The sequence below is a fragment of the Mycobacterium sp. URHB0044 genome, from assembly GCF_000620625.1.
Classification (GTDB): Bacteria; Actinomycetota; Actinomycetes; order Mycobacteriales; family Mycobacteriaceae; genus Mycobacterium.
This window is the reverse complement of the sequence record NZ_JIAW01000003.1, coordinates 232092-245971: the sequence shown is the minus strand read 5'-3', so window position 1 is coordinate 245971 and position 13880 is coordinate 232092. Positions and strand designations below refer to the sequence as shown.

14 protein-coding genes are annotated in these 13880 nt (G+C 67.3%); 7 read left to right on the top strand and 7 right to left on the bottom strand.

The features are described from left to right. The first annotated feature begins 72 nt into the window (after positions 1 to 72). Positions 73 to 816 carry a GntR family transcriptional regulator gene (locus N536_RS0107885; RefSeq protein ID WP_029113118.1) on the top strand — a complete coding sequence of 248 codons (744 nt, stop codon included), beginning with the start codon at positions 73 to 75 and terminating at the stop codon, positions 814 to 816. A gap of 7 nt (positions 817 to 823) precedes the next feature. On the opposite strand, the gene fdhD is transcribed toward N536_RS0107885, so the two are convergent. Continuing rightward, complete coding sequence (fdhD, locus tag N536_RS0107880; protein ID WP_029113117.1) at positions 824 to 1666, bottom strand: formate dehydrogenase accessory sulfurtransferase FdhD; 843 nt, start codon at positions 1664 to 1666, stop codon at positions 824 to 826. A gap of 52 nt (positions 1667 to 1718) precedes the next feature. After that, on the bottom strand, positions 1719 to 2222 hold the full coding sequence (locus N536_RS0107875; protein WP_029113116.1) for a carbonic anhydrase: 504 nt from the start codon (positions 2220 to 2222) through the stop codon (positions 1719 to 1721). Positions 2223 to 2451: 229 nt separating this feature from the next. On the opposite strand from N536_RS0107875, the gene frc reads away from it, so the two are divergent. Beyond that, positions 2452 to 3681 (top strand): formyl-CoA transferase, encoded by a 1230-nt coding sequence (frc, locus tag N536_RS0107870; protein WP_029113115.1) that lies wholly within the window; start codon positions 2452 to 2454, stop codon positions 3679 to 3681. Between the two features lie 238 nt (positions 3682 to 3919). Further along, positions 3920 to 5308 carry an OFA family MFS transporter gene (locus tag N536_RS0107865; protein ID WP_029113114.1) on the top strand — a complete coding sequence of 463 codons (1389 nt, stop codon included), beginning with the start codon at positions 3920 to 3922 and terminating at the stop codon, positions 5306 to 5308. Between the two features lie 29 nt (positions 5309 to 5337). Here N536_RS0107865 and N536_RS0107860 read toward each other — a convergent pair whose 3' ends face one another. The 5 genes from N536_RS0107860 to N536_RS0107840 all read right to left on the bottom strand — a co-directional run bounded on the left by N536_RS0107860 (position 5338) and on the right by N536_RS0107840 (position 10820). Beyond that, positions 5338 to 6072 (bottom strand): GntR family transcriptional regulator, encoded by a 735-nt coding sequence (locus N536_RS0107860; RefSeq protein WP_029113113.1) that lies wholly within the window; start codon positions 6070 to 6072, stop codon positions 5338 to 5340. 107 nt (positions 6073 to 6179) lie between these two features. Next, complete coding sequence (locus N536_RS0107855) at positions 6180 to 7316, bottom strand: glycerate kinase (protein WP_029113112.1); 1137 nt, start codon at positions 7314 to 7316, stop codon at positions 6180 to 6182. A gap of 12 nt (positions 7317 to 7328) precedes the next feature. Next, complete coding sequence (gene gcl / locus N536_RS0107850) at positions 7329 to 9104, bottom strand: glyoxylate carboligase (RefSeq protein ID WP_029113111.1); 1776 nt, start codon at positions 9102 to 9104, stop codon at positions 7329 to 7331. Between the two features lie 22 nt (positions 9105 to 9126). Beyond that, a complete protein-coding gene (locus N536_RS0107845; protein WP_029113110.1) occupies positions 9127 to 10008 on the bottom strand; it encodes a 2-hydroxy-3-oxopropionate reductase in 882 nt (293 codons plus the stop codon). Positions 10009 to 10040: 32 nt separating this feature from the next. Further along, positions 10041 to 10820 (bottom strand): hydroxypyruvate isomerase family protein, encoded by a 780-nt coding sequence (locus N536_RS0107840; RefSeq protein WP_051574352.1) that lies wholly within the window; start codon positions 10818 to 10820, stop codon positions 10041 to 10043. Positions 10821 to 10962: 142 nt separating this feature from the next. Between N536_RS0107840 and N536_RS0107835 the strand changes: the two genes are divergently transcribed. The 4 genes from N536_RS0107835 to N536_RS0107820 all read left to right on the top strand — a co-directional run bounded on the left by N536_RS0107835 (position 10963) and on the right by N536_RS0107820 (position 13838). After that, positions 10963 to 11757, top strand: coding sequence for an IclR family transcriptional regulator (locus N536_RS0107835; RefSeq protein ID WP_029113108.1), 795 nt, complete (start codon positions 10963 to 10965; stop codon positions 11755 to 11757). A 61-nt stretch (positions 11758 to 11818) separates the two neighbouring features. Then, positions 11819 to 12742 carry a PHB depolymerase family esterase gene (locus N536_RS0107830; protein WP_029113107.1) on the top strand — a complete coding sequence of 308 codons (924 nt, stop codon included), beginning with the start codon at positions 11819 to 11821 and terminating at the stop codon, positions 12740 to 12742. 63 nt (positions 12743 to 12805) lie between these two features. Continuing rightward, positions 12806 to 13477 carry a class I SAM-dependent methyltransferase gene (locus N536_RS0107825; protein ID WP_081809119.1) on the top strand — a complete coding sequence of 224 codons (672 nt, stop codon included), beginning with the start codon at positions 12806 to 12808 and terminating at the stop codon, positions 13475 to 13477. Positions 13478 to 13631: 154 nt separating this feature from the next. After that, positions 13632 to 13838, top strand: coding sequence for a three-helix bundle dimerization domain-containing protein (locus tag N536_RS0107820; RefSeq protein WP_036435752.1), 207 nt, complete (start codon positions 13632 to 13634; stop codon positions 13836 to 13838). The last annotated feature ends 42 nt before the right edge of the window (positions 13839 to 13880 follow it).

Here is a 13880-nt window from a genome sequence, read left to right as displayed (position 1 = left end):
TGTGGGAACGGTTACTACTAGCGCGCCAGCGGTTCATTGCATACGAAAACCTGTAAACTGCCAGCAAACGTAGTGAAGGAGCCAGCGATTTCACGTTCCCTACCGACCCGGCGCGAGCCAGGTCAGGCTTCTCGCAAAGCGCAGTCCGACGCCGCCGCGCGTCGGGTGCAGCGTCCTGCGCCGCTGCGCCAGGCGGTCTACGACGCCATCGTGGAACTGATCGTGAACGACACCCTGCAGCAGGGCCAGCACCTGGTCGAGAGTGAGCTGGCCGAGTACCTGGGCGTCAGCCGCCAGCCGGTACGGGAAGCGTTGCAGCGCTTGCAGACCGATGGTTGGGTAGACCTTCGTCCTGCGCTCGGTGCCTTCGTGCACAGCCCCACCGAAGCGGAGGCCGACCAGCTGCTCGGCGTCCGCTCGGTACTGGAGACCTATTCCGCCCGTCTTGCCGCCGAACGCGCGACGCCAGAGGACGTCAACCGGCTATGGGAGCTGCAGCAGGACGGTCTGAATGCGCTGGCAGCCAACGACGTCGACGGGCTGGTGGTGGCCAACGCGGCTCTGCATGCGGGCATCACCACGCTTGCGGGTAACGCCGTGCTCGCCGAGCACATCGGCCTGGTCGAACGTCGGTGGCGTTGGTACTACCACCTGATCGCACAGCCCCGCGGGCAGGACGCCTGGTCGGAGCACGCCGAGCTGATCAAGGCCATCGGGGCGGGCGACGCCGAGTGGGCGAGCAAGATCATGAATCAGCACACGGATCGCACTCGGCAGGTCTATCACGAACAGCGGCTTGCGAAGTCGGGCTCGTAGCGACCTGTCAGCACCGCACGGCGGCTTCGCCTACGACTCGTTCGTCGCCGGAATAGATGTTCATCGACGATCCGCGCAGGAAGCCGATCAGCGTCAAACCCATCTCCCGGGCCAGGTCGACTGCGAGTGAGGACGGCGCGGATACCGCGGCCAGGGCGGGGATCCCGGCCATCACCGCCTTCTGCACCAGCTCGAACGACGCTCTGCCGCTGACCATCAGGATCGTGCCGCTCAGCGGCAGACGGCCGGCATCCAGCGCCCAGCCGATGACCTTGTCCACCGCGTTATGCCTGCCGACATCTTCTCGGACACACCACAAGTCGCCGTCGGCGTCGAACAATGCCGCGGCATGGAGTCCGCCTGTGCGGTCGAAGACGCGTTGCGCCGCCCTGAGCTTGTCCGGCAGGGAGGAAATGGTCGACGCGGTCAGGCGCAATGAATCTCGATCGACGCGCCACCGGCTGCTCGTCCGCACCGCCTCGAGGCTCGCCTTGCCGCACAGTCCGCAGGAGGACGTCGTATAGAAGTTGCGCTCCAACGAGGGGTCGGGGAGCGGAACGCCTTCGGCGAGAAGCACGTCGAGCAAGTTGTAGGTGTTGGTGCCGTCGGCGACCGCCCCGGCGCAGTACCGGATCGCCGCGATGTCGTCCTTGCCGCCCAAGATCCCCTCGCTGACCAGGAAGCCGCGGGCCAGGTCGAAGTCGTCGCCCGGGGTGCGCATCGTCACCGTAAGGGGACGACCGGCCACGCGGATCTCCAGCGGCTCCTCGGCGGCCAGGGTGTCGGGTCGGGAAGTCGCTACCCCATCGGCCATCCGCACGACTCGGAATCTGCTGGTCACACGTCCCATGCCATCTCTCCTCGTACTTGGCTCCGGTGGCGGAGGCGAATTCGCCTCGGCGTCAACTGACTTCGTGCAGTTCGCCGGTTTCCTCGTCGAACCAGAACCCGCGAATGGCGTCAGTGTTGCGCAGGAACGGGGTGTTGCGCAGCCGCGCGACGCCACGGCGAGACTCCGTCGTCACGTCGCGGAAGGCGCCTGCGCGCCAGGTGGGGCAGTGCCCGACGTCGGCGTGGATCGCGGCGGTGAGCTGCTCGTCGGTGGTGTCCCGCAGGCCGCACGACGCGTGCATGATCACCATGACGTCGGTCGTGTGGAGCAGGCGTTGGCTGATGGTGAGAGAACGGATGACGTCCTCGGTCACCACGGCGCCTGCGTTGCGCAGGATGTGGGCGTCGCCCTCCCGCAGGCCGAGCAGGCCGTACACGTTGATCCGAGCATCCATGCAGGTCAGCACCACCACACCGGTGCGTGGTTGTTTCGGCGCGCCGGGCTGGAACTGGCTGTGGTAGCGCCGGGCGTTGGCCAACAGCGCATCGGTCCCCGCGGAAATGACTTCAACCATGTGGGCTGGTACCTCCTCTGCGATGTGGGTCTCGAGGCCAGGGGTGAGCTCTTGGTGAGAAGTCGCCGGTATCCCCTAGACAAGAGTTGTTACGTGGGACACACTATTGCCTACCGCATACGGTATGCAATGTTGTGTTGATCTTCACCACGGCGTCGCGGAGCGGGTGATATCAGCGAGTCAAGGGAGTCGAGATCATGTTTTCAGCATTTGACCGGGGTGGTCTCCGATGAGTAAGGCCCTGGACGGCGTCCGTGTGCTCGACATGACGCACGTGCAGTCCGGTCCTTCGGCGACGCAACTGCTGGCCTGGCTCGGCGCGGACGTCATCAAGCTCGAGGCGCCGGGAACCGGAGACGTCACCCGCAGTCAGCTGCGCGACGTGCCGGGCGTGGACAGCCTCTACTTCACGATGCTGAACTGCAACAAGCGCAGCATCACGCTCAACATGAAGAGCGCCGAGGGCAAGCAGGTCTTCTGTGACCTGGTCTCGCGCGTCGACATCCTGGTGGAGAACTTCGGACCAGGCGTCGTCGACCGCTTCGGCTTCACCTGGGAGCGCCTGCACGAGATGAACCCCCGGCTGATCTATGCCTCCATCAAGGGCTTCGGCCGCGGAAAGTACTTCAACTTCAAGGCATATGAAGTCATCGCCCAAGCGATGGGCGGCTCCATGGCCACCACCGGGTTCGAGGACGGGCCGCCCACGGCGACCGGTGCGCAGATCGGAGACTCGGGAACCGGCATCCACCTGGTGGCCGGAATCCTGGCAGCGCTCTACCAGCGCACCGAGACCGGCCGCGGGCAACGCGTCGAGGTCGCCATGCAGGAGGCCGTGCTGAATCTCTGCCGGGTGAAGCTGCGCGACCAGCAACGGCTGGAGCACGGACCGTTGCGCGAATATCCGAATCAGCACGTCAGCGACGAAGTGCCCCGCTCGGGCAACGCGTCCGGTGGCGGCCAACCCGGGTGGGCGGTCCGCACCAAGGGCGGCGGGCCCAACGACTACATCTACGTGATCGTCCAGCCCCAGGTGTGGGCACCACTGGCCGAACTGATCGGCCGTCCCGACCTCGCCGAGCACCCCGACTGGGCGCGCCCCGAGGACCGGCTTCCCAAGCTGGACAAGGTCTTTGCGCTCATCGAGGACTGGACCGAGCTGCACACCAAGTGGGAGGCGCTGGACGCGTTGAACGCCCTCAACGTGCCCTGTGGTCCGGTGCTTGGCGCGCGGGAACTGATCGAGGACGAGACACTGGCCGATCTCGGCGCGATCGTCACCGTCGATCACCCCGAGCGAGGCACGTTCAAGACCGTCGGGTCTCCGCTGCGGCTGTCGGACTCTCCCGTGGAAATCGTCCGCTCACCGATGCTTGGCGAACACACCGAGGACATCTGCACCGAACTCGGCTACACGCGTGAACAGCTCGAGCTGTTCAGGACGGCCGGGGTCATCTGAGCGACGTGGCCCGGTCCTGGGTACGAAGGAGTGAATCCGTCATGACGTAGACCGCGCGGCAGTCGAGCCGAAAACACAACCAGCACAGTCCAAAACGCTGGCCACACCACCCAACGCCTACCCGAGGTCGTACCCCCGGGTAGAGCCGAAGCCTGCCCTAGTGCCGGTCGCGAAAACCCCACGCGAGAGGCAGGAGATGCAGGACCCTTCAACGATCCCTAGAAAAAGAGAATCAAGGATGTCGTCAACTATTGCAAGTTATCGGGAAGTCACCGACGCGAACAACCGCGTCTACCGCGTCGGTGAAACCGATCGCGAACTCCTCGGCAAGTCCCGGGCCTGGATGGTCTGGTTGCCGTGGGCCGCCATGGTGGCAATCAGCGTCTACGAATACGGCTACGGCGCCGCCGAGGAGGCGCTGCGAGAGGCGCACGGCTGGAGCATGTCGGAGACGTTCTGGCTGCTGTCCATCTGGGCGTTCTTCCAGGCGGGCGTCGCCTTCCCCGCAGGCAAGCTCCGCGAAAACGGCATCGTCTCGGCCAAGACCGCCATGCTGGTCGGCGCCGTCCTTTCCGCGGTCGGGTTCATCAGCATCGCGAACTTCGACAGTCTGGTCCTCGGCTTCCTCGGCTTCTCGGTATGCGGTGGCATCGGTGCCGGCCTGGTCTATGCGACGTGCATCAACATGGTCGGCAAGTGGTACCCGGAGCGTCGAGGTGGCAAGACGGGCTTCGTCAACGGCGGATTCGCCTACGGCGCCGTGCCATTCATCTTCATCTTCAGCTATGCGCTGCATCCGAACACCTACGTCTGGGTCCTCGACCTGGTCGGCGTGTACATGCTGATCGTCGTCGCCGTGTGCGGACTGCTGTTCCGGGATCCGCCGAAGAACTGGTGGCCTGCCGACGTCGATCCGCTGCAGTGGGCGAGCACCAAGAAGGGCGCAGCGAGCCTCCGCAAGAATCCCCCCGCGGTCCGGCAGTACACCCCACTGGCGGCGATCAAGACCGGCATGCTGCCGCTGATGTGGCTGTCACTCGGAATCAGCGCCGGTGTCTCACTCTTCGGCATCAGCTACATGGTGCCGTTCGCGAAGGAGCTCGGCTTCGGACCGCTGATCGCGGCGTCGTCGGCAGGCGTGCTCTCGATCGTCAACGGCACCGGCCGCACGCTGACCGGCTACGTTTCCGACCGGTTCGGCCGCAAGCAGACCCTGCTCGTGGTGCTGCTGGTATCGGCGGTGGCACTGGTCGGCCTGCTCTACTCGGGCCAGGCGAGGAACGAGTTGGCGTTCCTGTTCTTCGCCTTCTTGGTGGGCTTCGGTGGCGGCGCGTTCTACCCGATGTTCGCCTCGCTCACCCCTGACTACTTCGGCGAGAACAACAATGCGAGCAACTATGGCCTCATTTACAGCTCGAAGCTGCTGGGCTCGGTCGTCGGAATTGGCGTGGGCGCCAGCGTGATTGACAGCTGGGGCTATTCGGGCGCCTATTGGATCGCTGCGGCCAGTGCCTTGGTCTCGGCGCTGATCGCGCTCTTCCTACGGCAGCCGGGGCGCGCCCGCGCCACGTCTGCGGAGGCCGATGCGGCGGTCGGGATGAAGCTCGCGCCGACGCTGGCCGACTGACGGGTTGGCGGCCGAGGGAGGAGTGCCGGTCAGGCCACTCCCTCGGCCGTCTCCTGGCGTCGCTCGTGGTACATCTCCCTGGTGCGCTCGGTGTGCCGGTGCATGAGATCGCCTGCCCGCGTGGAGTCCTGGCGGCCGATCGCGTCGATCAGCTCCGCGTGTTCCTCCCACGCGGCCCTGCCGCGGCTACGCGCGATGGGCAGGTAGTACCACCGCACCCGGCGGTCCACGGAGCCGATGAGATCGGCCAGCACGACGTTGCCGGACATGAGGACCACATGGGCGTGCAGGGCCGCGTTGGCGGAGACGAGACCCTCCTGGTCGTCGTCGGCAAGGGCCTTCTCCCCAGTGCGCTGCAACTCCCGAAGTCGTTCGACCTGCTCCGGTGTCCCGTGCTGGGCGGCCAGCCTGGCGGACTCCGCCTCGAGCAGGGTCCGCACGGCGAGAAGCTGATCGGCCTCCGCGTCGGTGGGTACGTGGACGAACGCACCGAGGGCGGGGCGCAGGTCCACCCAGCCTTCGCTCTGCAAGCGCTGCAGCGCTTCTCGAACCGGCTGCCTGCTCACACCCAGCGCGGCCGCGAGCTCGTTCTCGACCAGATGCTCGCCGGGTTGCAGTTCACGGGTGATGATCATCTCGGTGAGCGCGTCGTAGACCGCCGCGCGCAGCGGTGCCGGGCGCTCAAGAGGCGGCCGTGCGGGCCGTGCCGGCGGTGAACTTGCCGCCTTTTCGGCGGCCTGGCCTGGTGCAAGGCGCTGAATCATGGGCCGACTCCCGGTGGTAATGGCGCTAGTGCGGCCAGGCGGAAGCCTAGTCGCGGATTTAGCATACAGTCTTCAAGATCCAATGGGGCCGGTCCGGACAGCTTCCTTTACGGCGTGGCCGGTGTCGTGAGCAGTTCCCGCGCGATCCGCGCGCCGAGTCTTTCCAGCAAGGGCCCCGCATAGGCGATCGAGCGCACCAAGTCGGGCTCCAGTTCGGTGAGTGGATAGACCGCGTCGATGCCCGCCCCGGCGAGATCGGCCGGCGTCAGCGCGGATCGGCCCGCGACTGCCACGACGGGAACTCCGGCGTTCCGCGCCGCGACGCTCACCCCTGCAGGCGCCTTTCCTGCGAGTGTCTGCTCGTCGAGCGCACCCTCGCCGGTGATCACCAGGCGGCAGTCGACGAGGTGTTCGGCGAACTCCACCAGGTCCAGCACGATGCGAATGCCAGGCCGCAGCACGCCGCCGAGCACCGCGATGGCCGCAAAGCCCACGCCGCCCGCGGCCCCCGCGCCCGCTTCGGCGGCACAGTCGCTGCCGGTTGCGTTGGCGACGGCCTCGGCCCAGCGACGCAGCGCTGCGTCGAGCAGGCAGACGTCCCGTGGCGACGCACCCTTCTGTGGCCCGTACACCGCCGCCGCACCACGGACCCCGACGAGCGGGTTGTCGACGTCGCAACCGACGACGATCTCGACATTGCCTTGCGCCAGGGCGATTCCGGTCAGGTCCAACGTGTACGGCGTGCCGTCCAGTGGCAGTCCTCGCGGTGGGAGCGGACGGCCGCGTTCGTCGAGCAGACGTGCACCGAGCGCCTGCAACATCCCGGCGCCGCCGTCGGTGCTTGCGCTTCCGCCGATGCCGAGCACGATTCGTCGGCAGCCGGCGTCCACCGCAGCGCGCACCACCTCACCGAGCCCGTAGCTGCTGGCACGCAGTGGCGCAGGGCGACCCCCTGGCAACCTGAGCAGGCCGCACACCGTCGCCATCTCGACGACCGCGAGGTCGCCGCGTCGGGCGTAGCTGGTCTCGACCGGATCTGCCGTGGGTCCCGATGCCCGCACGCGCACGCGGGTGAAGCCGGCCTGGACCGCAGCGTCGACGGTGCCGTCGCCGCCGTCGGCCACCGGCAACTCGCGGACCGCGAGATCTGGTAGCGCCGAACGCAACCCGGCTGCCACGTGTGTGGCGACCTGGGCTGCGCTCAGCGATCCCTTGAACTTGTCGGGCGCGACGAGTACGTGCACGTCCGAATGCCTTCAGTCCAGCAGTGCCATGGCGGTGGGGGCGTCCTCGGGAAGCAACGCGAGGTCCTCGAACTCGATGATGTTGTCGATCTCGGTGCCCATCGCGATGTTGGTGACGCGCTCGAGCATGATCTCGACGATGACCGGCACGCGGAACTCCGCCATCAACTTCTTGGCGAGTTCGAATGCGGGAAGGATCTCGTCCGGCTCGGTGACGCGCAATGCCTTGCAGCCCAGGCCTTCCGCGACCGCGACGTGGTCGACGCCGTAGCCGTTCATGTCGGGGGCGTTGACGTTGTCGAACGCCAGCTGCACGCAGTAGTCCATGTCGAAGGCGCGTTGTGCCTGCCTGATCAGACCGAGGTAGGCGTTGTTCACCAGCACGTGGATGTAGGGCAGGTTGAACTGCGCGCCGACGGCCAATTCCTCGATGAGGAACTGGAAGTCGTAGTCACCGGAGAGTGCCACGACGGTGGCGTCCGGATCGGCGACGCACACGCCGAGTGCCGCGGGCAGGGTCCAGCCGAGTGGGCCCGCCTGGCCTGCGTTGATCCAGTGCCGAGGCTTGTACACGTGCAGGAATTGCGCGGCTGCGATCTGCGACAGCCCGATCGTCGTGACGTACCGGGTTTCCGGGCCGAACGTGCGGTTCATCTCCTCGTACACCCGCTGCGGCTTCACCGGGACGTTGTCGAAATGCGTCTTGCGGTGCAGCGTGCGCTTCCGCTCGGCGCACTCCTCCGCCCAGGCGCTGCGGTCGGGCAGCGTGCCAGCCGCCTTGCGCTGACGGGCCACGTCGACGAACAAGTCGAGTGCGGCACCGGCGTCGGACACGATGCCGTAGTCGGCGGGAAAGACCCTGCCGATCTGCGTCGGCTCGATGTCGACGTGCACGAATGTGCGTCCCGCACGGTAGGTTTCGAGGCCACCGGTGTGCCGGTTGGCCCACCGGTTGCCGATGCCGAACACGAAGTCCGACGCCAGCATGGTCGCGTTGCCGTAGCGGTGCGCGGTCTGCAGCCCGGCCATGCCGGCCATGAGCGGGTGGTCGTCGGGGATGGTGCCCCAGCCCATCAGCGTGGGAACGACGGGCACGCCGGTGATTTCGGCGAACTCGACCAGCAGTTCGGCCGCGTCGGCGTTGACGATGCCGCCACCGGCGACGATCAGCGGCCGCTGCGCCGCGATCAGCATGTCGATGGCCTTCTCGGCCTGGGCCCGGCTGGCGGTCGGTTTGTACACCGGCAGAGGCTGATACGTGTCGATGTCGAACTCGATCTCGGCCACCTGCACGTCGACGGGCAGGTCGATGAGCACGGGACCCGGCCGCCCCGACCGCATCAGGTGAAACGCCTGCTGGAAGGTCCCCGGCACCTGCGCCGGCTCCATGACCGTCACGGCCATCTTCGTCAAGGGCTTTGCGATGGAGGCGATGTCGACGGCCTGGAAGTCCTCCTTGTGCAGCCGGGCCACCGGGGCCTGCCCGGTGATGCACAGTATCGGGATGGAGTCGGCGGCAGCGGAATACAGGCCCGTGATCATGTCCGTGCCCGCGGGACCGGACGTGCCGATGCACACCCCGATGTTGCCGGCCTTGGCCCGGGTGTAGCCCTCGGCCATGTGCGAGGCGCCCTCGACGTGCCTGGCCAGCGTGTGGCGGATGCTGCCGTTGCGCTGCAGCGCCGAGTAGAAGGGATTGATGGCTGCGCCGGGCAGCCCGAAGACGTCGGCGACGCCCTCGGCCTGCAGGATCGCGACGGCCGCGTCGACTGCACGCATACGGGGCATGGCTCTATCTCCTGTTCCTGTATTACTTGCTACGGCCGGAAAGCTGCTCGACGACCTTGAGCAGCGCGCTGTGGTCGAGGCCTCCGTCGCCCTGCGCCTTCAGCGAGGCGATCAACTGCGCGACCACCGCACCGAGCGGGATGACGACACCGGCCTGCCGGGCGGCCGCGGTGACGATGCCCATGTCCTTGTCGTGCAGCGCAATTCGGAAACCGGGGGTGAAGTCGCGCGCCAGCATTCCTGCCGCCTTGCGCTGCAGGATGGCGTTGCCCGCGAGCCCGCCCGCCAGCACCTTGATCGCCGCTTCGGTGTCGACCCCGTACGCCTCGAGGAACACGATGGCCTCGGCGACGAGCTCGATGGTGCCTGCCACGATGAGCTGGTTGGCCGCCTTGACCGTCTGCCCGGACCCGGCAGGACCGACCAGGGCCACCGTCTTGCCGACGGCGTTCAGGATCGGCTCGGCGGCGGCGAAGTTCTCGGGGGTGCCGCCGACCATGATCGAGAGGATGCCGTCGATCGCGCCCTGCTCGCCGCCCGACACCGGGGCGTCCAGGATGCGCAGGCCACGCTGCTCGGCTTCGGTCGCCAGCCGCGCCGACACGTCCGGTCGGATCGACGAGAAGTCGATGATCAGGGCGTTCTCCCTGGCGTTGGCGAACACGCCGTCGGCTCCGGAGAGGACTTCCTCGACGTCGGGGGAGTCGGGCACCATCGTCGCGATCACGTCGGCGTCCTTGACGGCTTCGGCGATGCTGGACGCGCCGCGACCGCCCGCCGCGACGAGCGCGTCGATCGGAGGCTGGACGAGGTTGAATCCGACGACGTCGAATCCGGCATCGACGAGGTTGATCGCCATGGGCTTGCCCATGATGCCGAGGCCGATGAAGGCAATGGTGGTCATGTGTTTGGGGTCCTTTTCGTCCGTGCTGTTCGTTAGTGCTGTGCGGTGGTCGCGCTGCGGCGCTCGCGCGGTAGCCACGCGAGGCTTTCGGTGGTGGGGGTGGTCGGCTTGTACTCGAGACCGACCCAGCCGCGGTAACCGGCGGCCTCGATGCGGGTGAGGTATCCGTCGATGTCGAGTTCGCCGGTGCCCGGCTCGCCGCGTCCGGGTGCATCCGCGATCTGTACGTGGGCGATGCCCGCCGCGTATTGATCGATGACCGCGTCGAGGGATTCGCCGTTCGATGCGAGATGGTAGAGGTCGCAAAGGAATCCGACGTTGTCGTGGCCTGCGGCCTTGACCCGCCCGATCACGGCGGCGACGTCCGCGGCGGTGCGCAACGGGTACGGCTTGGGCCCGCTGATCGGTTCGATCAACACGGTTGCGCCGATGCCGGCCGCAGCCTTCGCCGCGTAACCGAGGTTTTCGGCGGCCAGCTCGTCCTGCTCTTGCGGCGGCACGCCGTCGACGCGGTTGCCGTATAGCGCGTTGAAGGCCTGCACGCCCAACTCGGTGCCGATGCCAAGGGCGACGTCGATGTTGTCCCGGAACTCCGTCGAGCGTGCGGGGATGGACAGCACACCGCAGTCGGGCCCGGCCAGGTCACCTGCGAAGAAGTTCAGGCCGATGAGGTCGAGGCCCGCGTCGCGGATCGCCCGTGTGAACGCGTCGACCTCGCTGGTCGCGGGCACCGCGGTGGCGAAGGGCCACCAGAATTCCACCGCGTCGAATCCGGCGGCCTTCGCCGCGGCCGGTCGCTGTAGCAGCGGCATCTCGGTGAACAGGATCGAGCAATTCGCCAGGTAGCGGAGACCGTGGGTCACGCTGGCCTTCTTTCGTATCGTGGAGTTTCGTTCTTGCGATGTGGACTACAGTAGGCGGTATTCTGTATGCAGTCAATGGGATAGGGGTCCGATGGAGAAGCCGGAACGGGGCGCCGAACGCTCGACCGGCGGCGTGCAGTCGATCGCGCGCGTCTTCGAGCTGCTGGAGACGATGGCCGATCTGGGCGGCATCGTGACGCTCTCCGAACTAGCCCAACGGTCCGGCTTGCCGGTGCCCACCATTCACCGACTGGTCCGCACGCTCGTCGACCTCGGGTACGTGCGCCAGGAACCGTCGCGCGCATATGCCCTCGGCCCGCGGCTGGTCCGGCTGGGCGAAGGTGCAGGCCGGTTGATCGGGACGTGGGCGACGCCGCACCTGCGGCGGCTCGTCGACGCGGTGGGCGAGAGTGCGAACCTCGCCCTGCTCGATGGTGACGAAATCGTCTATGCCGCACAGGTTCCCGGGCTGCACGCGATGCGGATGTTCACCGAGGTCGGCCGCCGTGCGGGAATGCACTGCACCGCAGTCGGCAAGGCGATGCTCGCCGCGATGCCGCCCGACCGGGCCACCGAGATCCTGCGCCGCTCCGGGCTCGTCGCCAGGACGACGCACACGATCACGACGCTCGAGGCCATGCAGGATGAGCTCAGCCGCATTCGCGAGAACGGCTACGCCCTCGACGAAGAGGAGCAGGAAGTCGGCGTCCGCTGCGTCGCCGTCACCATTCCCGGTGAGCCGGCCCGCGCAGCGATCTCGGTGTCCGGCCCCTCGACACGCATGACGGAGTTGCTGGTGAGTGCGGCGCTACCGACCCTGTTGGATACGGCGCGTGCGCTGGCCGACGAACTCGACCTGGCCGGCGCGGTGACCGCACACGCGTGACCGCGCGCAACGGATGCTTCCCGTTCGTGTGATGTTTGCTCGCGCTGCTTAGCATCCGCGAATGCTCCCTGTCATTGGACGTTTCGGCCGGCTGACGCTGGCGGGCGTGATCTGTGCAATCGCGTGTCTCGCCCCAGGATCGGTGGCGTCGGCCAGTCCCGTGCCGTCGGCCAAGTTCGACTTCGGGGGGTTGGCCCGGACCTACTCCGTGCACGTGCCGGCCGGTGTCGAGCATCCGTCGGGTCTCGTGGTGAACCTGCACGCCGCCGGCGCCACGGGCGCTGCGCAGGCCGCGCTCACGAACTATGACGCCGTCGCCGACACGTACGGCTTCGTTGCGGTCTACCCGGACGGCATCGACCTGAGTTGGGCCGACGGCCGCGGTGCGTCGCCTGCCGACCGGCGTGGAGTCGACGACGTCGGCTTCCTCTCGGCACTGATCGGAAAACTCGTCGCGGAGTTCGGCATCGATCCGGGTCGCGTCTTCGCCACCGGCTTGTCGGCCGGCGCGTTCATGGCCAACCGGCTGGCGTGTGATCGCGCCGATCTCGTCGCGGCCATCGCCCCGGTCGGGGGAACGCTCGGCGTGAACGTGCCGTGCAATCCGTCCAGGCCGGTGTCGGTTCTGCAGTTCCACGGGACCGCCGATCCGATCGTCCCGTTCAACGGTGGCCCGATGACGGGACGCGGCGGGGCCAGCGACGTCCTGTCTGCGACCGCGATGTCCGAGCGCTGGCGCCAAGCCGATGGGTGCCAGGACGGTCCGGCGCAGGACGTGCTGCCCAGCACCGGCGACGGCACGGTCACGCGCCGCTCGACGTCCGCGCCGTGCGCGGCGGGCACTGCGGTCGTGCTCCTCAGCGTCGACGGCGGCGGCCATACCTGGCCCAGCGCTCCGGACGTCCTCGCCGACGTCGGATCCACCACGCATACGACCAACGCGTCGTTCGCGTCCTGGCAATTCTTCGAGGCGCACGCGAGATAGCCACCCGCGCTGGAGGACTGGTGGCTCGTTGACAGCCTTTCGGTGCGGAGCGAGAGTGTGGACATGGCAGAGCAGCGATCGATCTGGGGTGGGCGGACCTTCGTGGACCGGATCGGCGGCGGCGCCTACGACTTCGCAGCGGAACGTGAATGGTTGGCCAGGCCGGCCGGGCTAGCGCTGTGGGCCACTGATACACGCGTTCTCTACGACAACATCCGCATGCTCGCCCACCTGCCCGACGGCTCGTCGGTTCTCGACGTTCCGTGCGGCGGCGGGCTGGCACTGCGGGGCCTGCGATCAGGCCAGCGCGTGCGATACGTTGCCGCCGATATCTCTACGGACATGCTGGCCCGCGCGCGGCGTCGAGCAGAGGATCTCGGCCGCCACGACATTGAGTTCACCGAGGCCGACATCACACGGATGCCGTTCGGCGACAACGAGTTCGACTTGTGCGTGACCTTCAACGGTCTGCACTGTCTGCCCGACCCGGCTGCCGCGGTCCGCGAGATCGCCCGCTGCCTCAAGCCGGGCGGCCGGCTGATCGGTGACTCGGTAGTGCGTGGAGCCGGGTGGCGTCAGGATCTGGTGATTCGCGCGTTTCGGCGGGCAGGAGTCTTTGGCGCCGGCGGAACCGTCGACGACCTACGACACTGGCTCACCGACGCAGGACTGGCAGTCGATCGCCTGCAAAGCTCCGGCGCCCTGGCATACTTCAGCGCCACGGCCCCGGTGTGACACCGGTTGCGCCAGAGCGAAGACGCCGCCGTGCATCCACCACACCTGCGAGACGGCAACCGGCAACACTGAGGTCACTACCGGCACCCCAATGTCAAGCCGCTGTGAAGTTCGCCGATTGAGTTGACGCGTGGGTGAACGGCGGAGGAACGTAATGGTTGTGATCGAGTTGAGTGAACAGACGATCATCGACCAGCTGGTCGAGCGACTCGCCGAGAAGTATCCTGCGGTCCCCACTGACGAGGTGGTCGCCGTCGTGCATTCCTGTCATGCCCGGTTCGAGGGCAGCCCCATTCGGGACTACGTACCCCTGTTCGTCGAACGCGTCGCACGCAGGGAATTGGCCGGGCTGAGCAGCTAAGCGACTGGCCGACGACGAAATTCGCGCCCACCGGCGATGCCG

Excerpts from the sequence above, each read along its gene's own strand:
- N536_RS0107820 (WP_036435752.1), top strand. The coding sequence starts at position 13,632 with ATGGTTGTGATCGAGTTGAGTGAACAGACGATCATCGACCAGCTGGTC.
- N536_RS0107860 (WP_029113113.1), bottom strand. The coding sequence starts at position 6,072 with ATGATTCAGCGCCTTGCACCAGGCCAGGCCGCCGAAAAGGCGGCAAGT.
- N536_RS0107825 (WP_081809119.1), top strand. The coding sequence starts at position 12,806 with ATGGCAGAGCAGCGATCGATCTGGGGTGGGCGGACCTTCGTGGACCGG.
- fdhD (WP_029113117.1), bottom strand. The coding sequence starts at position 1,666 with ATGGGACGTGTGACCAGCAGATTCCGAGTCGTGCGGATGGCCGATGGG.
- N536_RS0107830 (WP_029113107.1), top strand. The coding sequence starts at position 11,819 with ATGCTCCCTGTCATTGGACGTTTCGGCCGGCTGACGCTGGCGGGCGTG.
- gcl (WP_029113111.1), bottom strand. The coding sequence starts at position 9,104 with ATGCCCCGTATGCGTGCAGTCGACGCGGCCGTCGCGATCCTGCAGGCC.
- N536_RS0107840 (WP_051574352.1), bottom strand. The coding sequence starts at position 10,820 with ATGCCGCTGCTACAGCGACCGGCCGCGGCGAAGGCCGCCGGATTCGAC.
- N536_RS0107875 (WP_029113116.1), bottom strand. The coding sequence starts at position 2,222 with ATGGTTGAAGTCATTTCCGCGGGGACCGATGCGCTGTTGGCCAACGCC.
- frc (WP_029113115.1), top strand. The coding sequence starts at position 2,452 with ATGAGTAAGGCCCTGGACGGCGTCCGTGTGCTCGACATGACGCACGTG.
- N536_RS0107865 (WP_029113114.1), top strand. The coding sequence starts at position 3,920 with ATGTCGTCAACTATTGCAAGTTATCGGGAAGTCACCGACGCGAACAAC.
- N536_RS0107835 (WP_029113108.1), top strand. The coding sequence starts at position 10,963 with ATGGAGAAGCCGGAACGGGGCGCCGAACGCTCGACCGGCGGCGTGCAG.
- N536_RS0107845 (WP_029113110.1), bottom strand. The coding sequence starts at position 10,008 with ATGACCACCATTGCCTTCATCGGCCTCGGCATCATGGGCAAGCCCATG.